The organism is Paraeggerthella sp. (assembly GCF_048427265.1).
Lineage (GTDB): Bacteria > Actinomycetota > Coriobacteriia > Coriobacteriales > Eggerthellaceae > Paraeggerthella > Paraeggerthella hominis.
This window is the reverse complement of the sequence record NZ_DBFOSR010000022.1, coordinates 51,791-75,074: the sequence shown is the minus strand read 5'-3', so window position 1 is coordinate 75,074 and position 23,284 is coordinate 51,791. Positions and strand designations below refer to the sequence as shown.

The 23,284-nt window shown below is 58.3% G+C and carries 22 protein-coding genes and 1 tRNA gene; 12 read left to right on the top strand and 11 right to left on the bottom strand.

All coding sequences use genetic code 11. The features are described 5' to 3' along the window. Nucleotides 1-60 precede the first annotated feature (60 nt). The 6 genes from ACMNI9_RS02645 to ACMNI9_RS02620 all read right to left on the bottom strand — a co-directional run bounded on the left by ACMNI9_RS02645 (nucleotide 61) and on the right by ACMNI9_RS02620 (nucleotide 5,706). Nucleotides 61-582 carry a GNAT family N-acetyltransferase gene (locus ACMNI9_RS02645; protein WP_216529322.1) on the bottom strand — a complete coding sequence of 174 codons (522 nt, stop codon included), beginning with the start codon at nucleotides 580-582 and terminating at the stop codon, nucleotides 61-63. Between the two features lie 86 nt (nucleotides 583-668). After that, complete coding sequence (locus ACMNI9_RS02640) at nucleotides 669-1,121, bottom strand: bifunctional autolysin (RefSeq protein ID WP_216529321.1); 453 nt, start codon at nucleotides 1,119-1,121, stop codon at nucleotides 669-671. Beyond that, the gene (locus tag ACMNI9_RS02635; protein WP_225749623.1) at nucleotides 1,114-2,691 is read right to left on the bottom strand and encodes a chemotaxis protein CheA; all 1,578 of its coding nucleotides are present in this window, start codon (nucleotides 2,689-2,691) and stop codon (nucleotides 1,114-1,116) included. Before ACMNI9_RS02635 ends, ACMNI9_RS02640 begins: the two co-directional genes overlap by 8 nt. Next, nucleotides 2,688-3,317, bottom strand: coding sequence for a GGDEF domain-containing protein (locus ACMNI9_RS02630; protein WP_225749624.1), 630 nt, complete (start codon nucleotides 3,315-3,317; stop codon nucleotides 2,688-2,690). The genes ACMNI9_RS02635 and ACMNI9_RS02630 overlap by 4 nt, the downstream gene beginning before the upstream one ends. Next, nucleotides 3,314-4,891, bottom strand: a complete 1,578-nt coding sequence (locus tag ACMNI9_RS02625) for a methyl-accepting chemotaxis protein (protein ID WP_418830739.1) — start codon at nucleotides 4,889-4,891, stop codon at nucleotides 3,314-3,316. Before ACMNI9_RS02625 ends, ACMNI9_RS02630 begins: the two co-directional genes overlap by 4 nt. Next, on the bottom strand, nucleotides 4,888-5,706 hold the full coding sequence (locus tag ACMNI9_RS02620; RefSeq protein ID WP_216529318.1) for a CheR family methyltransferase: 819 nt from the start codon (nucleotides 5,704-5,706) through the stop codon (nucleotides 4,888-4,890). Before ACMNI9_RS02620 ends, ACMNI9_RS02625 begins: the two co-directional genes overlap by 4 nt. A gap of 347 nt (nucleotides 5,707-6,053) precedes the next feature. Here ACMNI9_RS02620 and ACMNI9_RS02615 point away from each other — a divergent pair, with 347 nt between their 5' ends. Further along, nucleotides 6,054-6,815, top strand: coding sequence for a class I SAM-dependent methyltransferase (locus tag ACMNI9_RS02615; protein ID WP_418830737.1), 762 nt, complete (start codon nucleotides 6,054-6,056; stop codon nucleotides 6,813-6,815). Nucleotides 6,816-6,963: 148 nt separating this feature from the next. On the opposite strand, the gene ACMNI9_RS02610 is transcribed toward ACMNI9_RS02615, so the two are convergent. Both ACMNI9_RS02610 and ACMNI9_RS02605 read right to left on the bottom strand, forming a co-directional pair. After that, complete coding sequence (locus tag ACMNI9_RS02610; RefSeq protein ID WP_418830735.1) at nucleotides 6,964-7,353, bottom strand: hypothetical protein; 390 nt, start codon at nucleotides 7,351-7,353, stop codon at nucleotides 6,964-6,966. A 118-nt stretch (nucleotides 7,354-7,471) separates the two neighbouring features. Beyond that, nucleotides 7,472-7,547: transfer RNA gene (locus ACMNI9_RS02605), tRNA-Thr, on the bottom strand. A 227-nt stretch (nucleotides 7,548-7,774) separates the two neighbouring features. On the opposite strand from ACMNI9_RS02605, the gene ACMNI9_RS02600 reads away from it, so the two are divergent. The 6 genes from ACMNI9_RS02600 to ACMNI9_RS02575 all read left to right on the top strand — a co-directional run bounded on the left by ACMNI9_RS02600 (nucleotide 7,775) and on the right by ACMNI9_RS02575 (nucleotide 13,018). Continuing rightward, entirely contained in the window at nucleotides 7,775-8,242 is a 468-nt protein-coding gene (locus ACMNI9_RS02600; protein ID WP_114566716.1) for a universal stress protein, read from the top strand. 90 nt (nucleotides 8,243-8,332) lie between these two features. Further along, on the top strand, nucleotides 8,333-9,034 hold the full coding sequence (locus ACMNI9_RS02595; protein ID WP_418830734.1) for a response regulator transcription factor: 702 nt from the start codon (nucleotides 8,333-8,335) through the stop codon (nucleotides 9,032-9,034). Further along, a complete protein-coding gene (locus ACMNI9_RS02590) occupies nucleotides 9,022-10,674 on the top strand; it encodes an ATP-binding protein (RefSeq protein ID WP_418830733.1) in 1,653 nt (550 codons plus the stop codon). The genes ACMNI9_RS02595 and ACMNI9_RS02590 overlap by 13 nt, the downstream gene beginning before the upstream one ends. Nucleotides 10,675-10,768: 94 nt before the next feature. Next, nucleotides 10,769-11,554 carry a TVP38/TMEM64 family protein gene (locus ACMNI9_RS02585; RefSeq protein ID WP_418830732.1) on the top strand — a complete coding sequence of 262 codons (786 nt, stop codon included), beginning with the start codon at nucleotides 10,769-10,771 and terminating at the stop codon, nucleotides 11,552-11,554. A 163-nt stretch (nucleotides 11,555-11,717) separates the two neighbouring features. After that, nucleotides 11,718-12,089, top strand: a complete 372-nt coding sequence (locus ACMNI9_RS02580; protein WP_114566720.1) for a demethoxyubiquinone hydroxylase family protein — start codon at nucleotides 11,718-11,720, stop codon at nucleotides 12,087-12,089. 116 nt (nucleotides 12,090-12,205) lie between these two features. After that, nucleotides 12,206-13,018, top strand: a complete 813-nt coding sequence (locus ACMNI9_RS02575; RefSeq protein ID WP_216529312.1) for a family 1 encapsulin nanocompartment shell protein — start codon at nucleotides 12,206-12,208, stop codon at nucleotides 13,016-13,018. Between the two features lie 121 nt (nucleotides 13,019-13,139). Here the strand turns inward: ACMNI9_RS02575 and ACMNI9_RS02570 are convergent, their stop codons facing one another. Then, a complete protein-coding gene (locus ACMNI9_RS02570) occupies nucleotides 13,140-14,789 on the bottom strand; it encodes an FAD-dependent oxidoreductase (RefSeq protein ID WP_114566722.1) in 1,650 nt (549 codons plus the stop codon). 388 nt (nucleotides 14,790-15,177) lie between these two features. Between ACMNI9_RS02570 and ACMNI9_RS02565 the strand changes: the two genes are divergently transcribed. From ACMNI9_RS02565 to ACMNI9_RS02545, 5 genes are all read left to right on the top strand, one after another. Further along, nucleotides 15,178-16,635: a helix-turn-helix transcriptional regulator gene (locus ACMNI9_RS02565; RefSeq protein ID WP_114566723.1), complete on the top strand. Its 1,458-nt coding sequence runs from the start codon at nucleotides 15,178-15,180 to the stop codon at nucleotides 16,633-16,635. A 363-nt stretch (nucleotides 16,636-16,998) separates the two neighbouring features. Then, on the top strand, nucleotides 16,999-17,934 hold the full coding sequence (locus tag ACMNI9_RS02560; RefSeq protein ID WP_418830731.1) for a DMT family transporter: 936 nt from the start codon (nucleotides 16,999-17,001) through the stop codon (nucleotides 17,932-17,934). 426 nt (nucleotides 17,935-18,360) lie between these two features. Beyond that, nucleotides 18,361-19,215, top strand: a complete 855-nt coding sequence (locus tag ACMNI9_RS02555; RefSeq protein WP_418830730.1) for a SpoVA/SpoVAEb family sporulation membrane protein — start codon at nucleotides 18,361-18,363, stop codon at nucleotides 19,213-19,215. A 39-nt stretch (nucleotides 19,216-19,254) separates the two neighbouring features. Next, nucleotides 19,255-19,584 (top strand): hypothetical protein, encoded by a 330-nt coding sequence (locus ACMNI9_RS02550; RefSeq protein WP_114566726.1) that lies wholly within the window; start codon nucleotides 19,255-19,257, stop codon nucleotides 19,582-19,584. A gap of 673 nt (nucleotides 19,585-20,257) precedes the next feature. Then, a complete protein-coding gene (locus tag ACMNI9_RS02545) occupies nucleotides 20,258-21,034 on the top strand; it encodes a hypothetical protein (RefSeq protein WP_114566727.1) in 777 nt (258 codons plus the stop codon). A 149-nt stretch (nucleotides 21,035-21,183) separates the two neighbouring features. Here the strand turns inward: ACMNI9_RS02545 and ACMNI9_RS02540 are convergent, their stop codons facing one another. Continuing rightward, the gene (locus tag ACMNI9_RS02540; RefSeq protein ID WP_114566728.1) at nucleotides 21,184-21,702 is read right to left on the bottom strand and encodes an FKBP-type peptidyl-prolyl cis-trans isomerase; all 519 of its coding nucleotides are present in this window, start codon (nucleotides 21,700-21,702) and stop codon (nucleotides 21,184-21,186) included. A gap of 65 nt (nucleotides 21,703-21,767) precedes the next feature. Continuing rightward, nucleotides 21,768-23,081 (bottom strand): trigger factor, encoded by a 1,314-nt coding sequence (tig, locus tag ACMNI9_RS02535; RefSeq protein WP_225749634.1) that lies wholly within the window; start codon nucleotides 23,079-23,081, stop codon nucleotides 21,768-21,770. Nucleotides 23,082-23,284: the final 203 nt, after the last annotated feature.

Sequence of the window (23,284 nt, the reverse complement as noted above, 5' to 3'; positions counted from 1 at the left end):
TGCGTGAGCCGACGACGGCATGCGGCGACGCGCGCGTTCCGATGCGACGCGAGCCTACGATCAGGCCAGTTCCTTCTCGAACGCAATGCGCAGGTCGCCCTGTTCGGCGCCTTCGGCCAAACGAATCTCGCCGCAATACCGAAAGCCCGCCTTCTCAAGCGCACGCCGCATCGGAACGTTTTCGGGGTGCGTGTCGATGCGCACGGAAGCCATGTTGGCGCGGCAGGCAAGGTCGAACGCATACTGGAACATCGCGCCCGCCACGCCCTTTCCCTTGCTTTCGTCCGCCACGCACACGCGATGCAGCGCCACGTAGCGCGCATCGTCGCCGGTCAACCACGCGCCGTCGATGACGGCATACGAAGGATCGGGGCCCTCTTTGTAGGCAAAGATCCCCTGCACCGAACCGTCTTCCATGGCAAGATACGTGCAGCCGTCCGCTATGTCCTGCACCCACGTTTCGCGACAGGGGTACCCGTTTTGCCACTGATTCACGTCCAAACCCCGAAGCTGACGCTTCGCCTGGTCGGTTATGTCGCACATGCGATCAAGGTGCTCAGCTGTTGCAATGACGAATTCCACGAACAACCTCCTGCGAGTTCGTAAGCCAAAACGAGCGATCAACGCTGCCCAGTATACCGCCTCGCAAGCGCCGACAATCCGCGCGATCAGCCAACAGCAAGCAGCGAGGAAACCATGGCGTCGACGTCCAGCAGCGACAAGGGAGCGCGGGCGGCATCTTGCAAGGATTCCGTCTTCAACGGCGCATGATCCAGCTCGTTCAAGTCGATCACGTAGGGATCGCCCGAAAAGCGCAGCCCCAACAAGCAATCATTGCTGCGCACGATCACGATTTGAGACGATGACTCGCTGACGCATGCCTCAACATCGAGCACCGGCACAAGTTCGTAGCCTTGCGAGAGCACGCCGCTAAACTCCTTAGGAAGAAACGCCAACGACTTCATCTTGCCCGACGACACCACTTCCTCAATAGAGGAGAACGCAATGGCGATGTTGCCGTTTGCGACGGGAACGACAAGCGCGTTCGAGCGATGCGCCTCCCGCTGGCCGCCGCCTATCAGTTCCTCTATCCACCGTAAGCGCTGCTCAACGTCACGCATGGGAACCCTCTTCCTTGAACGCTGCGTTCAACAGATGACGGATGCTCACGACCGCGCAAGGATCCCCGTTCTTCAGAAGCGCATAGCCGAAGCACCCGGCCTTGCGCAAGGACCCCCGATCGAGCAACTGCGGCAGCCGGCTTACGGAAATCCGCTCGTAGCCAACTACGGCGTCCACCACAAGGCAACGCCGCTCTCCCAGCTCTTCCAAAAACAGAACGAGCAGAGGATCCTCCGCCTTCAAAGGCGAGCCCGAACTCGCTCCGTTTATGAGCTTCGAGCGATTCCCGTCCTCTCCCACGTAAAACGCGGCGCGAACCCGCTGGGGCGTTGCCGCCTGAGGCTCTTGTGCGCTTTGGCTATCAGGCTCGATCCAGTTTGCATGATACGCTTCAAAGCGATCGATGCGTTGCGCGGGAAGCGCGAACGTCATTGAACCCGTGCGCAAAAGCGCTGCTTCCATAATGGTGAACGGCACGGGAATGTGCAGCACGATCTCAAGCGTGCTGCGATCGGTATTGCGCACCTCGCCGCGACCGCCCACGTGCTGCAAAAGCGATGCAACTTCGTTGAATTGGGAAAACATGCCTGCAACAGGAGTTTTGGAAGCAGCGGCAAACCCAGGGACCAAAAGGAGGGCGCCCAGTTCTTCTTCGGTATACGCCTCAAGCGGGCGCGTTAGCAGCCCGTGTTTCGCAGCATGTTGCCCAACGTCGTGCGAATTGAACGGCATGCCGTCGTGCTCGATGCGGCACACCACGTCCGATCCATCGGCCTCCAATCGCAAGCGCAGCAGAGCGCGCGCAGGCTTTCCCGCGGCAATGCGATGTTCGGGCTGCTCGATCCCGTCGCGAAGACACAACCGCACCAGACGCTTGATTATCTCCTCCATTGAAGCGAGCACCGACCGATCGAGAACCATGTGGCCGTCGGCAATGTCCAGGTCGACAAGCACGCCAAAACGCCGGCTGCAATCGGCAACAAGCGCACGCAGCGATGGCGCTATGCGATCGAACCGTTCGATACGCGACCGCGCAACGGCCGTGCGCAGCTCGTCCACCACCTTCGTATGCGAGAGCACGATGCTGTTCAGCTCATGGTCTTGCGGCATGCTCTCGGCATGCTCGCGCAACTTGCGATGCACCTCTTCGAACTGCGCCAACACGTTGACAAGCTGGCTCCCGCGCCCGTTCAGGTGATTTTCGTCCGCAAACGAATACGGCAGCGCAGACGCGGTTCCCCCCAAGTCTCCAGACGCAATGCTTTCCTTCTTGTATGCAGGAATAGCGCTTTCATCAGCAACGATGGTGCATCTATCTACAAAGAACGACCCTTTGATGGTCAGCAAAACCTGTTCGGGAACAGAAGAGGTGAAGCGAATGAACAGCCCGTGGTCACGCAGGTACGTAATGGTGGATCGATCGCTTTTAACTGCGCGGGGATGGCACGACGCCGTTTCGCACAGCGGCACGATACGGCGCATCACAAGCGACGCGCGCGTGTTCTCGAGTCCGCAATTAGGCTTGAAGATAACCTGAACGATGAATTCCTCGCGCTTCGCCTGCTTCATGCCTGTTCACCCGCCACTTCAGACTGAGCGAACGTGCAGCAGTTCTTTCCGGTTTCCTTGCCACGATACAACGCGCGGTCTGCACGCGCGAAGTTCTCGGCAAGCGTAAAACCGGAATCGTACGAGCACAGCCCGAACGTAAGCGTGCAGGAGAACTCGCCCATCCCATCGTCGATGCGATACGCGGCAACTTCTTCGCGCATGCGATTGCACAGGCGCAGCGCGTCATGGTCGGACGTTGCAAGCATGACGATAAGCAGTTCTTCGCCGCCCCAGCGAACAACGGGGTGGCTCCCAGCCAAATCATCCAGAATGTCGGCGATGCACACAATGGCGATGTCGCCCGACTGGTGGCCGCGCACGTCGTTGATTGCCTTGAAGTCATCTATATCGCAAAGCGCCAGCACCGTGTTCGAATCATGGCTGGACTCCTGCATTTTCTGCTCTAGGTAATCCGTAAGGTAGTGTCGGCTGAACAGGCCCGTAAGCTGATCGCGAAAGGCCAAGCTTCGCATGGCATCGAGCTTGTCCTGCAATACGGCGTTCGCTTCACGCAGCTGAAGGCACTCGGCACGATCCGATTCCGACGTCGAATCCGACGAAGGCGCAGCAGTCCGCCCGGTCACTTGCCATCACCGTTTGAGCGCCGCGCGGGCTTCTCAAGCGTAAAGCGATCGATCAGGCGCTTGAGGCCGCGAGCCTGGTCAGCCAGCTCCTCGCCAATCACCGCGCTCTCTTCCGAAGCCGCCGAGTTTTCCTGGATCACGTCGGACAGGCTGTTCATGCTTTCCTGAATCTGCGACAAAGAATCCAGCTGCTGCGCTGACGCCAATGCGATGGCGGACATCATCTCCTTCACGCCCTCTGTAGCAGACACAGCGTTATCCATGCTGGCCGATGTCGTCTTAATGAGCGCGCTGCCGTTTTCCACGTTGAGGGTGGCATGGGCGGCGAACTCATCAGCCGCGCGCGACGCCTCGCTCACCTGCGACGCTAAACGCCGAATCTCTTCGGCAACAATGGCGAATCCGTGGCCGGCCTCACCTGCGCGCGCCGCTTCAACGGAAGCGTTGAGCGCAAGAATGTTCGTCTGGAACGAAATATCCTCGATGGTGTTCGCAAGCTGCGAGATATTGCTCGTGCTCACCCTGATGTCTTCGATGATCTTCACGGCCTGGGATATCTGACGATTGCTCTGCTCGACGGCATGCAGCACCATGGCGGTGTTTTCGTTGGCCGTAACCACGCTCTTGTTGTTTTCCTCCACCACCTGGTTAATGCCCTGCACGCTGGTTGCCAGCTCCTCGATGGCCATGGCTTGTTCGGCGGAACCCTGCGCAACGGTCTGCGAGCCGTCGGCCATTTGCGACGAAGAGCGCTCCACCTGATCGGCCGTCTCCTTTAGCCGCTCCACCGTCAGGCGCAGCGTTTCCACCGTCTTGTTCATGGACGCAGCAAGGGAACCCAGCTCATTACTCGAATCGGCAACGGCACGCACCGTAAGATCGCCTTCCGCCACATGCCGCGCTATGTCTTCGATCTCGACCACCGGTACCGCAATGGCACGAGTAATGCGATGCCAAAGCACCATCACCAGCGCGATGGCGCAAAGTCCCAGCAGCACGATGATGACCGAAGTTGCGATTTCCACGTAGGTTGTATCCTGCGAGTACTCAAGAGCTTCCTTTTCGGCGATATCGACGATGCTGTTCGCCAGCGCCACCATGATGTCCTTTTGCGGCGTGTAGCTCTGATCGTACATCTCGTGCGCCCGCTCGATGTCGCCCGCGCGTATCGCTTCGATAACCTGATCGCGAACAACGATAAGGCTTTCGCTTGTCAGGGCGAACTGCGTCAGAACATCCACGTCGGTTTTGAAATTGCTGGCAACAACGTTGTACTCGGCTTCGCGCACGATTGCCAGCTGCTCGATGTCGGAGACAAGCTGCGTTCTTTCGGCGGGGTCATCCGTCAGAATGCACTGCCTCAGCGAAGCAGACGTTTGCTCGATGGTGTTGCGCAGCAAGATGGCGCTTTTCGACACCTGATACGGACGCTCGTAAAACTCCGTGGTCATCACTGAATTCTGATGAACGCCGAAGATAGCCACGCAAATAGAAACCACGAACAGCACGATGATCGTGAGGTAGGAAACCATGAGACTGCGGCTAATGCTCGCGTTTTTAAATGACAGGTTCATAAGGCGGTCGCTTCCGGTCGCTTTTGATATACCGAATCTTTCCTGTAGTCGAATCTTGCTCGGTCACGGAGTATTTCCGCGTGGCCGAGAATAAGGTAACCCGAAACGGCTAAATGGCGATACAAGTTGTCAAGCACCTGCTCACGAGTGCGTTCGTCAAAATAAATAATAACATTACGGCATATAATAAGGTCGTAGCGGCGACGCAGCGCCTCAGGATTGCAAAGATTCGCCTGCGCGAACGCTACGCGGCGGCGAATCGGGGCGGTTACCGTATAGGTTTCCCCGGTGCGCGTGAAGTAGTCCGAAAGCCAGTGCGGCGGAACCTTTTCCACATGCATAGGGTGATACACCGCTTGGCGGGCTTTCGCGATGGCCGCGCTTGAAACGTCGATGCCCGTAATGCGCACTGGGGGAATAGCGTGATCGCGGCTATAGTCCTCTACGATCATAGACGCGGTATAGCACTCTTCGCCCGTGGAACAGCCGGCGCATAGTATGTTCCAGGTACGACGCGGCCGAGAACGTTCCAGTTCAGGAAGCGCGACGGTACGCAAAAAATCGAACTGCTCCCGCCCGCGCAGAAAATACGTGTAGTGCGTCGTGGCAAGATCGATGAAGCGATTCGTTATCTCGGGATCGGCGCCCCGCTCCACCATATCGAAGTAGGACGAAAACGAGGCGCACCCCAGACGTTCCCGTTCGTGCGAGAGCCGACATTCAAGCAGCACGCGTTTGGACTGCATATTCAGCCCGAGCGTGCGGGATAAATACGTGCAGATTCTATCGAACTCTCTGTCGGTTAAGTGATCCAAACCTGTATTCCATTAATTACATAGGCACTCGAGTTTATACAGCTTAGCATGCTACGCACCTTGTTGCCAGAAGGAACCAACCCCTCGGGAAATCGAAGTCGCCAAGGCCGTCGTTTCCGTTGCACGAAAAGCATCCAAGAGCTCGCGAGCGCCCTGCCGCGCGCGCAGCACCTAGCAACCATGCGCGCCCGTTCGCCCTGCCGAGCGCTCGCCCGCGGACACCGCGCCCTGCCGCGCGCGGCAACGAATCGAGCATGGGAGTCGGGGAGTGCGCCCGCCCATCGGGTATGATGAAATGAACTCCGGCGGATGACGTCCCGGGCGCCCCAAGAAAAAGGACTCCGAACATGGAAACCAACCAGCCATCCATAATCGACCTGCTTATCGAGGCTCACGTGCACCTGGAAAGGCAAGGGCCGGGCAGCGACGACACGACGCGCCGAGCCTTGAGCTTCCTAGGCGAGCTTGACGGCTTCTCGAACGTAGCGGATCTGGGCTGCGGAAGCGGGCCGCAAACGCTCGAGCTTGCGCAGCACCTGACGGGAACCGTGGTCGGCCTCGACCTGTTCCCCCAGTTTATCGACGTACTGAACGAACGCGCCGATCAGCTGGGGCTAAAGGATCGGGTGCAAGGCGTGGTCGGCTCGATGGACAACCTGCCCTTCGAGCAGGAGTCGCTCGATCTTATATGGTCGGAAGGCGCGGTCGACAACATCGGTTTGGAGAAGGGGCTTGCCCATTGGCACCGCTTCCTCAAAAAGGACGGCTACGTTGCCGTAACGTGCCCCTCGTGGCTTACGAACCAGCACCCTGCCGTCATCGAGAAGTTCTGGACCGATGCTGGAAGCGGGCTGGATTCGATCAGCCACAACATCGCAGTCCTGCAGAACTGCGGGTATCGGCTCATCGCTTGCTTCACGCTACCGGAAAGCTGCTGGACCGACGAGTACTTCGCACCGCGCGAAACGGCGCTCGAAAAGCTGCTGGAAACGTACCCCGGCAATGAAACCGTGGCGGCGTTCGTGGCGGAAAACCGACGCGAAGTCGAGCTGTACGCAACGTACGGACGCCATTACGGATACGTCTTCTACATCGGAAGGAAAGCCTAGGAGAGTGCGCGGAACCGCCCGCATCCCGCCTTCCCGCACCTCATTCCGGGTGAGGTTGTTGACCAGTCTTTGTATAACAAAAGAAAGCGCCGGAGGAAGTGAAATGCTCACCATTCGGGCGCTTTGCTAATACGTACTCTAACAGGTATCACTTGATGATGCAAACTTCCCCGCTACGATTCACATAAATCAAATGCTTGATGGTTCTCAACTCGCAGCACCATTTCCGCACCTCGCGCTCAATGACCATATCGGGTAGTTTCTTCATCCTTCGAGCATCGAGGATGACGTTCTTCGACTGATGCAGCGCTTTTCGCAAGTTCTTCTCAATAACTTTCGCCTTGTCGGATTCGGGGGTTTTAATTTCCCAGATCAGCCCATTCACGATCACGTCGGCGGACGTGGTTCGGTACTCCTCGCTGCGACGGATAAACTCCACGGTCATGCCCGCCATCGCGAGCGCCTTGGCCGTTTCGTATTCGTGCGGCCAGACGTTGAGGTCTGGCGAGATGATGATCTTTCCCCTAGATTGCTTCATGGGTGCCATTATACAGGCTGCAGAAGTCGCATTGCTTTCGAAAGAAAGGGCATCCCTACCCGTGGATCTTGATAAAAAACAGGCCGCCAGGTTCTACCCTGACGGCCTGCATCTTTCGTGGAGCCAACGAGCGGATTCGAACCGCTGACCTACGCATTACGAGTGCGTTGCTCTACCAGCTGAGCCACGTTGGCATACGGCCTCTTGCGAAGCGCGAACATGAAGTATACAGAAAGCCCGCTCACCTCGCAAGAGGGCTTTCGTGGATTTCTCGCAGGAATTTCCACAACCCGGCCTGCGCGCAGGCGTGAAAGCAACAGCTTCCCCGCCAACCGGGAGCGCACCAGGCAGGCTGCTATACTGGAAACACCTTCGCGGGTCCATCGCAACGATGCGCCCCGTGCGAAAGAGAGGAGTCCTCATGCTGTACGACAACGTCATGGTCCCCTACGACGGATCGGCCTCGGCCGACGCCGCGCTGGCCGAGGCCGTGCGCTTCGCCAAGGAAGACCCCGGCCTTACGCTGCACATCGTGCAGATCATAGACACGAACAAGCTGGTCATCAACAGGTTGGAAGCGCAGAGCATAGTGGACGCAGCCGTGCCCGAAGGCATGCGCAAGGCGTTCGAGGAAGTAACGGCCGAAGCGAACGATCGTCTGCATAGCCAGATCGATGGGATCATCGACGGCTTGATGAATCGCATCCGCATCGAGATCCTCGAAGAAACGCACCCCGGAACCCAAATCGTCTCGTACGCCGACGAATGCAACTGCGACCTCATCGTCATGGGATCGCGCGGGCTGGGCGCGCTGCGCGGCATTCTGGGCAGCGTGAGCAGCTACGTTCTTCGCGAGGCCCCCATCCCCGTGCTGGTGGTCAAGGAATAGCGAAGCGCACAGCGGCCGCGCGTTGATCGTTTGTTGGGATTCCCGTGCTATGCTTCGCCGCGTGCATGCCCATTAAAGCGAAAGAACCATATGAGAGCAGGACAGAAACCTACCGACGTCACCACCGTGCTTGTCGTGGACGACGAGCCCGATATCGTCGAACTATTGGAAGAATATTTGAGCGACCAGGGCTTTCATGTTCTTACCGCCAAAGACGGAGCAACGGCGCTCAAGCGGGCTCAGCAAAAGCCCGACCTCATCGTGCTTGACGTCGGCATGCCGGAAATGGATGGTTACACGGTATGCCGACGCATTCGCGAACACCTAAGCTGCCCTATCCTGTTCCTGACGGCTCGCGTGGAAGATATCGACGCCCTTGAGGGGTTCGAGGCGGGTGCCGACGACTACGTGCTGAAACCTTTCTCGCTAGCGGTACTGGGCGCCCGCATCCGCGCGCACCTCAATCGAGAGCAACGACGCCAAACGAAAGCCGAAGTGCGCTTCGACGGCAACATCGTCATCGACTACAGCGCGCGCACCGTCAGCGTTGCGGGCAGCGCGGTCGAGCTGACGCGACGCGAGTTCGACATTGTTTCATTCCTCTCCAAACACCCTGGTCAAGTGTTTGAGCGCGATCGAATTCACGAACGCGTCGGCGGCTGGGAGAACGAGAGCGACCCATCGGTCGTCACCGAGCACATCCGACGCATCCGCAAGAAACTGGCGAAGGCTGGAGCGGAAAACGACCCCGTCGAAACCGTGTGGGGAATGGGGTACCGATGGCGCGCGTAGGTCGGGCCGGCGGCGCCGACGGCAGGCCCGCAGGCACGAGCAACGGCGACAACGGCGCGTCCGTAGGTGCGGCCCGCCTCGCGCAGCTGAGGGAACGCTGGCGCAACGCATCGCTCAAGACCTCGTTCATGGCGTACATGCTGCTGTTCCTGATTGCGGCGCTCGTGCTGTCCCTAACAACGTCAGCGCTGTTCGGCAGCCTGCAAAACGAAGCGACCGCCGATGCCTATGAAATATCGGGTCTCTACCTCTACGACAAGGAAACCGACTCCCTAGTGGCGGCGCGGTCGATCGAAGTCACGTCCGACAGCCGCCTGGCGTTCGTGCAAAGCGCACGCGACGGCATGCAGTCGATCGCGCGGGCTGAGCTGCCCGAAAGCACCGCCGTAGCGGACGCGAGCGACTACTCGTTCGTCTACGACTTCAACTACGAATCCAGCGGCGAGCAGGAAACGCCCGAGCTCACCTTCGGAACCGAAGCGACGCTCGCGAACCTGCCCGCCTACGACGCATGGGCGCGCGAGCGATTCGACGCATGGCTGGCCGAGAACCCCGACAGCCCCTATGCCCCGCTCTTCTCCCTGAACACGGCCGAAGGTTCCGCGGCGGAAGGACCCATGACGTCGCCCGTCGGCTACTACCTCAGCACGCCGGCATCACCAAGCGCATTGGCTCTTTCCTCCCTGTTCGGGTTCTTGTCGTTTCTCATGTTTCCCTTGTGGTTCGGCGTGTGCATATTCGCCGCCGCACGCCGCTTTTTCCGCATGCGGCTTGCTCCGGGCCTTGCCGTGCTCGACAACGCCACCGAAAAAATAGCCAAGCAAGACCTCGATTTCACGGTGGCGCGCGGCCGCGACGATGAACTGGGAAGACTGGCTCAGTCGTTTGAAACCATGCGTGCTTCTCTGGCGGAATCGCAAAAAGCGCTGTGGCGCACGGTCGAGGAAAGAAAGCGCCTCAACGCTGCCTTCGCGCACGACTTGCGCACGCCGCTCACCATACTGAAAGGCAAGATCGAGCTTCTGGATACGCGCATCAAAGCGGGGACGGCGTCTCCCGAGCAGCTGGAAGCCTCGACGGCGGCGCTTTCGGCCCAGGTCGAACGGCTCGAACGCTACGTCGCGGCCATGAGCAGCCTCCAGAAGCTGGAGGATCGCGAACCCGAACGGTCCGACATCGCGTTCAGCCGCATAGCCGAACTGATCGAAGATGCCGGCAACGGCCTGGCTCGCTCGAACGAGGCGCGCTTCGCCCTGTTCGCCAGTCAGCGATGCGCATGCGAGCAGCCTTCGATGCGCGTTGACGGCTCGCTCGTAAGCGAAGTGGCAGAGAATCTTCTAGCGAACGCCTTCCGTTACGCATCGAAAACCGTGTCCACGCGCCTGGACGTCCGGCCGACAGAACACGAAGGCTGTGAAGAACTCGTGCTCATCGTGGACGACGACGGGCCGGGCTTCTCATGCGCGGCCCTGAAGAACGGCTGCGCGCCGTTCTTCAGCGAGACTCCGTCGAAAGAGCGATTTGGCCTGGGGCTCAACATCAGCAGCTTGCTGTGCGACAAGCACGGCGGATCGCTCACGCTCGAAAATCGCCCCGAAGGAGGCGCGCGCGTGACGGCGCGGTTCGCATGCCGACCTTGAACTCGACCTATAGTTTACGCGACGTTGACCGGGAATAGATATTTGGCTCGTAGCATCTGATGCAAGCTAATCGCACCAGAGAATCGAGACACCCATGGACGACATCACCGCACTGCATCGAACCATCGCGCCAGGCGCCTCGTCGCAGTTCCCTCCCTGCGCCGCAAGCGCCGCTGCAGCTGCCGCTCGCGCGCGGCAGCTGCAAATAGCGAAGCGCGCGGCGTTCATCGTTGCCCTGCTGGCCTGCTCCGCAGGCTTGATTGCGCTCTGCGTTCGCTTCGGCCCCGAAGCTTTGGCGTTCGTATCGGATACCGAGCGCTTCCGCGCATGGGTGGAAGGCATGGGGATCGGGGGGCGCATCGCGTTCGTCGCAGCGAACGCCGCTCAAGTGGTGCTAGCCTTCCTTCCCGGCGAACCGCTTGAACTCGCGGCCGGATACGCGTTCGGCACGGTCGAAGGCACCCTGCGGTGTCTGGTGGCAAGCGCGATCGGAACCGGCCTTGCCCTGCTGCTCACCCGCACCTTCGGCATGCGCGTCGTGAGGCTGTTCTTCCCTCCCGAGAAAATTTCGGAAGTCAAATGGCTGCAGGACGCGCGGCGGTTCGAGCTGGTGCTGTTTCTGGTGTTCCTTGTTCCCGGAACGCCGAAAGACCTGCTCACATACGTTGCCGGATTGGGAACGAGCCCGGCGTGGCGCATCGTGGCACTCACGACCGTAGGACGCATTCCGTCTATCGTTTCGTCTACGCTCGTAGCCGGGGCGGTGGGCAGCGGCAACTACGCCGCAGCGGCCATCGTGGCTGCCATCACCGTTGGCCTGGCGGGAATCGGCGTGCTCGCCTATCGGCACGTCACGCGAACTAAAACCGAAACCGTGTAGTTATTGAGAATAGTTACTGATAACTACCGATTCGTAACCTCTCTTCTCGAACGAAGAGCGTATGATGACGACAAGAAGTTCACTGAAGTCGCCACCAACGAGCGCTATGGCCACAGCGCAACCGGCCAGCTCATCGGAGCGACACAAGGAGAGAGAGGCCCCTATGCCCAGTTTCGCTAATCCGTTTGCCGGCAACGTCGACCGCAAAATGACCAACGCCGAGCTCATGCAGGCACTGCGCCTTGACATCGCAGGAGAGCTTGAGGCTATTTACCTGTACGAATCCCACTACCTGGCCACCGACGATCCCGCGGCTAAGGCCGTGCTGGCCGACATCCGCGACGAGGAGAAGGCCCACATGGGCGAGCTCATCACGCTGATGCGCCATCTGGATCCGAAGGAAACCGAGTTCTTCCTGGACGGCGAAGGCGAAGTTCAGGAGATGCTGGAAGACCTGGGCATCAAGACGGACGGTCAGATTGCGCCGGCGCCCGCCGAACCCGCAGCAGCTCCTACGGTGGGCGATCTTTCCTAACCTTGCCACCTGTGCGGAAGGGGCCCGCCCTTCCGCCGACGACCCAGCAAGACAGTCGGCTTTGCTTTCTGCCTTGCGCGTGGCCGCACGCTTTCCCAAATCGAAAGGAGTTCGATATGGATTACCTCGCTCGTGAATCGGCCGATCTTTCGGCTGAGCTTTGGAACCGAATCGACGACGCCGTCATAAGCACGGCGCGCCAGCAATTGACCGCACGGCGCTTCCTGAAAACCTACGGACCGCTCGGCCCCGGAGCAACCACCGTCGCCGTAGACGGCGTGGCCAAAGAAGAGGTGCTCGAAGACGGCATCGGCCGCATCGTCGGGCGCACGCAACTTGAACTGCCCATGCTGTACGAAGACTTCACCCTGCTCGGGCGCGATCTTGAGCTGGCCACCCAAACGGGCATGCCGCTTGATCTGGCTCCGGCCGTTACCGCAGCCAAGAAGGCTGCGCGCCGCGAGGACAGCCTGGTGCTGAACGGCAGCCAGCTGCTGGGGACCGAAGGCCTGCTCACCGCCAAGGGCGCGAACAAGATGAAGCGCGCCGACTGGAACAAGGGCGAGAACGGGTTTTCCGACGTAGCAGCCGCCGTTTCCCAGCTTGCCAAGACCGGGTACCTGGGCCGTTACGCGCTTGCCGTGGCACCGGATCTGTTCCTGGCCTTGCAGCGCCTCCAGCCCAACACCGGTATGCTGGAGATCGACCGCATCAAGAAGCTGATCGGCGACAACGTCTACATGACCAGCGCAATCGACCAAGGCAAGGCCGTGTTGGTGTGCGCGGAGCCCGAGTACCTCGACTTGGCGCTCGGCCTTGATCTTTCGGTCGGGTACGCAGAGCTGGTGGACTTCAACCACCACTTCCGCATCATGGAAACAGCCGCGTTGCGCATCAAAGACCCCGCAGCAATCGTCGTGTTCGAGTAAACGCGAAACGGCCCGCACGCTTCACAAGGTGCGGGCCGTTTCTTTTCGAGCGGCGCAGGCCGCCGAAGCTACGGAACAGGGCGCGTAAGGGAGGGGTCTGCGCGCCCTGGGAACCGAAAGGCTACGCGTCGATCGCCGCAGCGGCGTACTGGCCGGCCAGGCGGCCGCCGCAGTACGCGCACATGAGGGAATAGCCCTCGTAGTCGGTGTACGGCGCGCTCATGAGCGTACCGTTGTCGGCGCCCGCCACGTACAGACCGGGGATGGCCACGCCCTCGGCGTCGATAGCCTGCAAGCGGTCGTTCGTGCGGATGCCGCCGATGGTCACCCAAGCGCTGGGCTCGTACTGCATGGCGTAGAACGGACCGGCGGCCACCGGCTGCAGGAAGCAAGCCGGCTTGTAGAACTGGTCGTCCTTGCCCGCAGCGCACGCAGCGTTGTAGGTTTCAACGGTCTTCGCCAAATCAGGGGCGTCAATGGCCTCTGCCAGCGCCTCGATCGAATCCGCCTTGAAGGCCCAGCCCTCTTCGACGGCGGCGTCGAAGTTCGCCTGAACGTTCTCGAGCGCCTTGCCCTTGAGGGTCATCATGCCGGTGCGCCAGTTCTCGGCGTCGGAGCCGCACAGCGTCCACGCATCGGTGCCCGCGTTCAAGCCGTCGACGTACGTCTGGTCGACCACCGCGTAGTACTTCCCGCCCACCAGTGAGATGGCTCCGCCCAGCGCCAGCGGAAGGTTCGCGAACTTGCCTTCGTTACTGAAGCGACGGCCCTGGTTGTTCACCAGCAACGTGCCGTAAATGCCCACCGTGAACGCCGCGTTCTTGCGATCGTACAGGCCGTCGGCCTTCTGATTGGAGCCGGCGAACTCGTTGCCCGCGATGCCCCACTGCGTGGACACCTGGCCGCCCGCAGCCTGCACCATGTCGATGCCCTCGCCCACGGACAGGATGTTGCCCAGCGGGTTCACGAACGTGCCGAACTTCTCCAGCATCATGTCGGCGCTGCCCAAGAAGCCGCCGGTAGCCACGATGACCTGCTTGGCCTTCACGTCGATGACGCCTTCGCCTTCGCACTGCACGCCGACGCATGCGCCGTTTTCCATGATAAGGCGCTTGCCAGCGGTGTTGAACAGGAACTCGCCACCTTCGGACTCAACGAATTCCTGAAGCGGCTTCATGCGCGCCTCGCCCTTGGCCTGCGTCTTCGAGTCCTTGGGATCGGCCTGGAAGTTGGCGCGCACCGAAGCATGGCCGGCGCCGTAGTTGTCGGGACGCAGGCCGGTGGGCACGCCGAAATCGCTGGTGAACTGGTCGATGGTTTCGCCGGAAATCTCCACGGCGGCCTTGATGGCGGCAGCGTTCGTGGACCAGTGGCCGTACTCCATAATATGGTTGAACGCTTCCTCAACCGTAAAGTCGATGCCAGCTTCCTGCTGCAGCTTCGAGCCGACGATGAACGGGCCGCCCGCCAGCGAGCCGTTCGCCACGCCCACGTTCGCGCCCTTTTCGATGACGACGACGCTCTTGCCGGCGCGCACGGCCTCGACCGCAGCCCACATGCCAGCGCCGCCCGCGCCAACTACGGCGATGTCGCACTCTTTCGTCTGGTCGGCCGTTTTCATAGCGGCGTCGTCGCCCTTTGCGGACTCCGACTTCGATTCGCTCGACGCCTGCGGGGCGCAACCGGCCAGCGCGGCGGCTCCGCCCAGCGCGGCCACGCCTCCCAACGTCAGAAAGCTGCGGCGCGACAGGCCCTTGGTGATCTCGCTCATAAGAACTCCCTCCGAAGAATTCACGTGTCCGTCAGCTTGAGCGCGGCGTCGGTGCCGCATGCCAAGCTGATCGGCTGCCCTCCCTGGGCTCTTGGGCCATCATGCGTTCAACCTTGGGGTTTGTCGCGGGTGAACCGCCCAACAAGGGGGGTGAATCCAAGCTCACCCCTGCATTCACCCCTCCCGAAGCACGGCATGCATGCAGGCAGGCGACTGCCGCAAAGACGCGCTCGACGCATGGTTTGACCAAGCGCTCAGCAAAAGCCCTTGCCAGATACCCAGCATTTGCGGCAGCGCGCAGCGCGCCCGCATCCTCACGATGCAGGCGCGTCTCTTCGTAACGCCACGCACCCGACCTGGTACAATATGGCAACCACAAGGAGGCGCCGTGAAACCAAGTGATGTCGTACGAGCCATCGTTCCCGAAGATCAGGCAGAAGAGGAAGATTCTTTTGCTGCGCTGCTGTTCCCCCTGCGATTTTTGGGCATGGGGCTGCTTGTCGCATGGCTATGCTGCACGCACGTAACCTTCATTTTTCCTGGCTTCGGATTTCCCGACGCGTCACTTGCGGCCATCAATTACGGGATGCGCGTAGGCGACGTTGGCACGTTTTTGGTGCTCGCCCTTTTTTCAAACCGCATCGGTCGCCTCGGCAGTCATAAAAAAGCAAGCGCAGCATTCGTAATCATCACGGCAGCAGGGACAGCGCTTCTGGGACTGGTCTTGTTCCCCGCAGGAAGCGCAGCGGCAATTCTGTTTGCCGTATCGGCCGTAACGGCTATCGGCGGGGCCTTTCTCTTTTGCCTTTGGGCGGAAGCGTACAGCCAGATGGGAACCACGCGCACGCTCATGTACGGCGCAGGTTCGTGCATCACCGCCGCCGTAGTTTCGTTCGCAGTCAGCACCATGCAGGAACCGTACGCTATCGCCGCAACGGCGCTGCTTCCCTTGGCGTCGTTGGCATGCGCCCTGCTGAGCTTGCGCATCCTTCCAACGGAACCTGCCCGCTCGGCGAACACACGCTACCCCCTTCCCTGGAAGCTGCTGGGCATCATGACGGCCGCCGGACTTCTTTCCGGCACCGCAGGATCGGTCATCCCCGATGCCACCTGGATGGGAGCCATCCACCGCGTGGTGGCGACCGGACTCGCGGGTATCGTGATCATCGTGATGGCGCTCACGCTGAAAGATCGTATCGACGTGCGGTTCCTTGCAAAGGTTGGCCTGCCCCTTTCCATCATCGCGCTGGCAGCGATTCCCTTCGCTGATCCGCAATGGGGATTCGCCGTCTCGTTTTCCCTCAAGCTGGCATACGTGTGGTTCACCATGTTCGTACTGCTCATGCTGGCAAACATCGCGTTTCGCTTCGAGGTTCCCACCCTGCGGCTCTTCGCCCTTGCCCGCGCGTTGAGCGAGTTGGGAATTTTCGCGGGAATCGGCATCCGCCAATGCCTGCTGCAGAACAGCCTGTTTTTCAACGAGGCGTTCCTTGTTGGATTGGCGCTGGGCGGCATCGTGCTGGTTTTAGTATGCGCACTGGTCTGGACCAGCGAAAAGTCCGTGAACGGAGACTGGGGCGCATCGGGAATAACCCTTGACGGACAGCTGCATGTGCCCGGTCCGCGCGAACGGTTCATGGCGCGATGCGAGTCGCTAGCGGAACGATACGGCCTCACGGCCCGGGAAACCGAGATCATGGGGCTCATCGCCCAGCGAAAAAGCCGCGCCGAAATCGAGCAGCAGCTGTTCCTTTCCGAGAACACGGTGAAGACCCATGTTCGTCATCTGTACGCCAAGCTCGGCGCGCACTCAAAAGCCGACGTCATAGCCTTGTTCGAGGAGTGACGCCCGTGCAGCGTGGGCACACGCGTCACGTGGCGCGCAGCACGTGGCACGCGGCACGCTGCACTCGGCACGTGGCACGTGGCACGCGGCACACTGCACCGAAGCCCATGGGCCCGCTGTCAAAACGGACGAGTTTTGCGGGACTTTGGCCGGAAATTTCGCCCCTCGGAAGCAAGGTTTGCGAGTAGCTTTCGCATAATGCCAGGTCAGAAGCGTGCGCATTTTGTTTATTCTCACTCGAGGACCCGCAAAACTCGTTCGTTTTGACAGAACGCACAGTCCACGCCAGCCATCGTCGATCCGCCGCCCGCTCCGCAGCGCCCCCTCTCCTGCCGCAAGCGCTTCGTGCTATGATGCTCTACCGTGACCGAAATCATCCAACATAGCGCGCGCCCTTTGTGGACCTACAAGGTATTCCTCTTGCTGGCAGCCGCCATTTGGGGCTTAGGCACCGTCGTCATCAAGTCGACCGTCGACGCCTTCCCTCCTGCGTGGCTGGTAGGAGTGCGCTTCACGGCCGCCGGCATCATCCTGGGCGTCATCATGCTGCCGCGCTTCCGCAAGAATCTAGATGCGGATTACCTGAAAAAAGGCGGGATTCTGGGAGCATGGCTGTTCCTTGCGTACTGGGCAAACTCCACGGGGCTCACGGATACCACAGCTTCCAACAGCGCTTTCTTGACATCGCTGTATTGCGTGATCATCCCGTTTTTAGGCTGGGCGCTGCGCGGATCCAAACCCACGCGATTCAATGTAGCGGCAGCCATCGTGTGCGTCGCAGGCGTCGGATGCGTTTCGTTTGCAGGCGCATCGGGACTGTCGCTGCGATTCGGCGATCTGGCCACCCTGCTTTCCGCCCTGTTCCTGAGCTTTCATGTGCTGTTCACGGCGAAATACGCGCGAGGGCGCGACATGACGCTGCTCACCGTGGTGCAGTTCATCGCAGCGGGCGCACTTGGTTTCGCCGCAGGCATCGCGTTCGAGCCGACGCCTAATTTCTCCGCGTTGGGCCTGGATACCTGGACCAGCTTGGCCTACCTGGCCGTCTTCGCTTCGTGCATAGCGCTGCTGCTGCAAAACGTCGCAGTCGCGCACGTTGACCCGGCTCCGGCATCGTTGTTCTTGGCTACGGAATCGGTTTTCGGGGTAACGTTTTCCATTATGTTTCTGGGCGAAGCCCTCACCGCACCGCTGTTCGCCGGGTTCGCTCTTATCTTCGCCGGCATTGTGGTGAGCGAATACCTACCTTTACGAGCGGAAAAGAAGCGCGCGGCCCGAAAGGCAAAGCCACGTGATTAAACGGTTGCGCGGGCGCGTGACGCCAACCGATAACCGCCCGACAAGCCGATCCGCGCCCAAAAGCAGAACGATAAATGTCACTTGCCTATTAGTAGACTATGTCATATAATAGTACTCGTCTGAAGCACCCTGAACCGGAAAGTCCTCCAACGCTTTCCGGTTCTCCTTTTTCTGGGGCACATCGCGCATCGATCGCTCTTGACACCCTTTGCATGTACCGCGATCGAGCGCACCAGGCAACGCACCGTCAGAACCTTCAATTCATCCCTCTGAAGAAAGAAATACCGAAGACCTAGTACGCTTGGAAGGATGCTGAAACCCGTCTTCTTACTACAATTGAAAAGGCTTATCTCCACGCAAGACGAGGGGTCAAAGCGTGAAGGCCTGCACAAGAAACAACTTACGCACGGGTAGAGGAGATGGTTGATGAAAGCGTACAAAACAGTGGTATACAGCTTTTTTATCGGAGGGTTATTTGCGCTCATTGCCCAAGCCTTGGTGACGGTATGGACCCAGCTTCTTGCCAACACTCCCATGGAATTCTTCATCGGCGGCTCCACCCTTATCAGCATGGGCGTCATCGGATGCGTGCTGGGAGGATTTGCAAACTATCAGATCGTAGAGAAATGGGGGACTTTCGGAGCCCTTCTTCCGTTTTCAGGTTTCGCCATGGCCGTCGGCATGAAGATGATCGGACCTTGGACAAAAGACAATGCTAGCGTCGGAAAAGCCATCATCCCTGGTCTTTGGTTGGTGATTTGGTTCAACCTTGTGGCGGCAGCCATCAGCATCCTGTTTGGCTACATCTACGGCATGGCAGGCATAGAGCCCTTGATCAGCCTCGAAAAAAACACCACCTCCACAGTGTTTCCTCTTTCCTTCTTGATAGGCGGCGCGCTCTGCATGCTGTTCCAAGTTGTCTACTTGATAGTTAAAAAAATAACTCCCAAGTGCAAGCCGCTTTGGATTCTGCTTACGGCATGGTTTTGCGGATCCGTTTTCGCGCCACTGGGCATCTCTGGCGCACTTGCAAGCTTGGCGGGACAAGGCTTCAGCGTACTTATCCCCGTTGGTGGTTACAACATGTACAACGTGGGAATGTCGTTCGCTATGGGAGCTTTCGACGACGGCTTGCTCCATCTAGGCTCGTTCTTCCTCGCCGTCGCAGGACTGTTCTTTACGGGACTTGCAACCTTTTTGATCTATAAGGCAAAGTTTGGCCGAATGCCGCTTGAAGAAGTTCATCGCATGAAAGGCCAGGAGTTCATCGACGGAATATAATGAACCTACGTGCAAACAAAGCGCGGCAAGGAGACCGGCATGTCAAAGAAAGCAAGCAAACAATTCTCTAAGGCCTTCGAAACCATCGAGACTTTGAAGGCAAGCAACCGCAAGGCGTTTATTAAGATCCTTGCGGCCATGGCAGTCGTCCTATTGCTCGGCCTCGGACGCACTGCCCTCGACGTGTACGGCCTCATTCCATCCGAGTCGGTTGGCACAATAGCCAGCGGCGCTGTTTATCTGATAGCTATATTTATGGCTTTCATTGCAGGGCAATCGGGCATCAGCATTGCCAAAAATCGACGCGAGATCGACAGCATCTGTGATCGTACGGGAATTACGAAAGACCGCATCAAGACACACCGGTAGAAGCGCCACCCGTAAAGCAGCTCACCTCTACCGACCTAAAAGCGCTGCCCCTTATAAAAAGGGGCAGCGCAAAACCATGGCATCATTTCCAAAATGAGAAGCCTATCTCATTTTGACATGCGCAACGGTTCGTTCACACGCGTCAGACATGGACGAATATCTTCGGTCAGTTGATCCGTTCTTCCCTTCTTACACGAGTTGTAGCACACTTCACCGCAAATCGTACACACCACAGGCTCGGGAACAGCCATGTCCGTCAAATCAAACCCGCATTTCGTACATGGGTTTGGTTCAGAGAAATGCTCCAGATCCACCGCATTGAACATACCGCACTCCGGACACTTGACCGGGCGTTTGCGCGGCGGTCTGCAACCGCCGCAAATCGGATTACACGACCAACACACGTTCTCTCGCTCCCTTCAACCGATCTAGACGCACGAACACCTTGTCGTCGCTCTTTGCGATCAATGGTAGCAAGAGATAGTCCCTCATCCATCATCCCCAGAGTCCCATATTTAACTAAGGACACACAGGTTCGACCAATCATCCTTCTCAACGCATTCGCTTGCTATATAATATATGACGTAGTCTAGTATGATCGCATGTCACATGCGCGCGACACGCGGAAACTCACGGGGAACAGCGCGCATACTCAACCCATGGAGGCTATCATATGGCAAGCCATCACTTCACTCTCACCTCGTACGACCCGGTTTACGTAGTCGCCGAGGAAATCCGAATTCCCGAAGACGCCATCAAAGACCAGGCAATCCGCTGGTTGAAAAACATGATTTGCAAGGCCGGTGAAGAGCCTAAACTTACCGACAGCTGGATCAGCACCCGCACCGAAGACTTCAAGAGTGTAGATGACCTGTTGATCTTCATTCGATACAACATGTATAAAGACAGCAGGGAGCTTCAAGAACTGGCAGACCAAGACGTTATCTGCAAAGAACTCGCGACGCGTTTGGTTGAAGAGCTCCCCGAAGATCTCGTTGAAGGTGCGCTCAACGACGCGAATGTACGCCTTGAGGAAATGATCGCCCGGAACGGTATGACCCTGGAGAGTTTCAGCCAACAGCGCGGCATCACGGTTGAGCAAGTGTACGCCGACGTCAAAGAGCGCACGCTTCAAAGCCTCCGAGAAGACTCCGCGCTCGAAGCCTACGCAACCCATCAGGGAATAATCGTTGAGCCTGAAGATTATTACGATATCATTCCCGGAGACAGCATCCAGGACAAGGCGCGGAAGAGGCGCCAGATCGAGATGCAGGGCCGCCTCGCCCAAATGGAAGAGTACGCCCGAAAGACCAAGGCCCTAAAAGAAGTCATGGAAAACGCGAGGATCAAACGCAAGGCTACCGACACGGAATGGCTGCGCTACGGAGACACGAGCAACGACGTGCTCAACGCGAACAAGCAGTTCCCTGACAGCTTCGTAGGATTGTAAGACGTAAAGCGCGAAGCATCTAAAAGGATTCTTTTCGATGCTTCGCGCAAAAGAGAAAATCGAAGCCCCGCGCCGCAACGCGAAGGCAAAAGAACCCCCGCCATACTTGAAACCAGGCGGGGGTTCTTTTGCACTATCGGCGAAAAAGCTTAGCGATAGTCTTCGCCCTGGTCGCCACCAAGCAGCTTCGACTGCTCTTTGAAATGTTTGCTCTTTTCGGCAGCAGAAACAAAATTCTCAGGCGCATCTTCGATTTCGAGAATCTCCACTTCGAAATTGAGATTCTGGCCAGCCAAAGGATGGTTCAAGTCAAACACCACCACGCCCTTGCCAACCTCCAAAACCGTCGCAGGCATAGGCGATCCGTCTTCGCCGCTTGCTAGCATAATGCGCTTTCCCACTTTGACGTCGGAAACGGGAATCTGCTCCAAGGGAATGCGCGCCGTATAATCCTCTAAGTACTCACCGTATCCACCGTATTCATCAACGATAAACGTAGCACGCTCGCCCACTTCGTTCATCTCCAGAATAGCCTTCTCGAATCCGTCGATCGCCATATCCATACCCGTTTGAAACTTCATCGGATTCTCCGGCGTAGCGAACCCAAAAACCGTGCCATCATCGAGCTTACCCGTGTAGGTAAGAGTTACCGTAGAGCCAAGTTCCATCTTCGATCTCCTTTTCGAATCGATTGTCCACCACAACGCGACAGACAATCCAGCGGGCAGTTCGCTTATTCAACCGGTTCTTCTACCACCGTGACCACAGCCGTCTCAACCAGCCATTCCGTCGATTTCGACTGACGACACATCTTTCGGACGGACGCCATGCGACCGCTCTTTTCCCAATCTTCACGCGTGCCCTCAAGGCCGCGCTCGCTCGAAAACATTCCATCGATGTCCTCTTCGGAAAGCTCCCAGCCCTTTTGCGCGAACAGGGATTCAAGAGCGCAGTCGATAGCTGCGCGGCGTTCTGCTTCGATCGAGATTTTTTCTTTCATCTTGTCGCCATCAATGCTGTTCTGCAGCATCCATTGCTGCAGGCTGGTTCCCTGCTGCTTGAGCGACTGAATCATCTCGCGTCCGACATCTTGACGAATAAAATCAATGTAATAAGCAGGGACGGCCCCTTCTAGGCGATTGACCAATTGATCAATCGCTCGATCTACCATCAGACCGGGGAGGTCTTTCCCCTTCTGCATATTGATGGCCAATTTCAACTGCTTCCGCAGATCATCAACATTTTCGCAACCAACTTTAACCGCAAATGCGTCATCCACTTCAGGCACGATGCATCTTCGCAAACCCTTGACTTCGACGATCGCGCTCAACTCGCCGTCGCCGTATTCCGATTCGCCTTCGGCATCTTTTGCCTCGAAGTCGAATTCGAGCCTGTCGCCGACTTTCGAACCAATTACCTGAGCATCAAACGATTCGGGCATGGTTCCCTCGCCCAGACCTATCATGCGGTCGGCCGCTCCAAGACCAGACACCATCCTGCCGTGGTTCGTCACGGTCAAGGTCATTTCAACATAGTCACCCCATTCGGCTTTATGCTCAGCATCGTCGATCGTTTCAAAAGAATGGTAATAGCTTTGCAGTTCGCGAATCTGAGCTTTAATATCCTGCTCGGTTGCCTCCTCGGGCGGCATCACGATAGAAACCGGTTCATAACTTGCCAGATGCATGCTCGGCGCAACGGGTCCGGACACATCGAACGAGAACGGCTTCCCTTCTTCCAGCATCTCGGCAACGTTGAATTGAGGATCCCCGATAAAAAGAACTCCCTCATCATCGATAGCTTTGAAGGCAAATTCATTGATAAGCGTCTCGGCAACTCCGCCCATAGCGTTCGCATGACCGCCTACGCTTTGCTCCAAGATATTGCGAGGGGCTTTGCCTTTCCGAAAGCCCGGAATATCTTTTTGAGAGATCTGGCGAAAAAACTCTTTCGCTGATTCTTCGACTTCCTGCACCGTTGCGACCATGGTGAAAGAGAGCTCTTGAACCTCGCCATCATCCACGCGCGTTTTGTCTTTGATTAGCACGATTTCCCCCGAGTAGTTCGAAGATGTTTGGCTTTTTTGAACCCTGTTCAACTTGCATTCAAGCCCGCTGACTGCATGGTAGTAATTGTACCACAATCGCCCTGCTATAATTCTTGTTATATGGCCTTTAATCAGGCTAAACTATCAAAAGCAAGGTGTTTGTAACTTAGCAGAAAACGCCCGAAAACTACGATGAAAACACC

Coding starts and splice junctions, on each gene's coding strand:
- ACMNI9_RS02640 (WP_216529321.1), bottom strand. CDS start 1,121: ATGCGTGACGTTGAGCAGCGCTTACGGTGGATAGAGGAACTGATAGGC.
- ACMNI9_RS02635 (WP_225749623.1), bottom strand. CDS start 2,691: ATGAAGCAGGCGAAGCGCGAGGAATTCATCGTTCAGGTTATCTTCAAG.
- ACMNI9_RS02625 (WP_418830739.1), bottom strand. CDS start 4,891: ATGAACCTGTCATTTAAAAACGCGAGCATTAGCCGCAGTCTCATGGTT.
- ACMNI9_RS02615 (WP_418830737.1), top strand. CDS start 6,054: ATGGAAACCAACCAGCCATCCATAATCGACCTGCTTATCGAGGCTCAC.
- ACMNI9_RS02610 (WP_418830735.1), bottom strand. CDS start 7,353: ATGAAGCAATCTAGGGGAAAGATCATCATCTCGCCAGACCTCAACGTC.
- ACMNI9_RS02600 (WP_114566716.1), top strand. CDS start 7,775: ATGCTGTACGACAACGTCATGGTCCCCTACGACGGATCGGCCTCGGCC.
- ACMNI9_RS02595 (WP_418830734.1), top strand. CDS start 8,333: ATGAGAGCAGGACAGAAACCTACCGACGTCACCACCGTGCTTGTCGTG.
- ACMNI9_RS02590 (WP_418830733.1), top strand. CDS start 9,022: ATGGCGCGCGTAGGTCGGGCCGGCGGCGCCGACGGCAGGCCCGCAGGC.
- ACMNI9_RS02585 (WP_418830732.1), top strand. CDS start 10,769: ATGGACGACATCACCGCACTGCATCGAACCATCGCGCCAGGCGCCTCG.
- ACMNI9_RS02580 (WP_114566720.1), top strand. CDS start 11,718: ATGCCCAGTTTCGCTAATCCGTTTGCCGGCAACGTCGACCGCAAAATG.
- ACMNI9_RS02575 (WP_216529312.1), top strand. CDS start 12,206: ATGGATTACCTCGCTCGTGAATCGGCCGATCTTTCGGCTGAGCTTTGG.
- ACMNI9_RS02570 (WP_114566722.1), bottom strand. CDS start 14,789: ATGAGCGAGATCACCAAGGGCCTGTCGCGCCGCAGCTTTCTGACGTTG.
- ACMNI9_RS02555 (WP_418830730.1), top strand. CDS start 18,361: ATGAAAGCGTACAAAACAGTGGTATACAGCTTTTTTATCGGAGGGTTA.
- ACMNI9_RS02550 (WP_114566726.1), top strand. CDS start 19,255: ATGTCAAAGAAAGCAAGCAAACAATTCTCTAAGGCCTTCGAAACCATC.
- ACMNI9_RS02545 (WP_114566727.1), top strand. CDS start 20,258: ATGGCAAGCCATCACTTCACTCTCACCTCGTACGACCCGGTTTACGTA.
- ACMNI9_RS02540 (WP_114566728.1), bottom strand. CDS start 21,702: ATGGAACTTGGCTCTACGGTAACTCTTACCTACACGGGTAAGCTCGAT.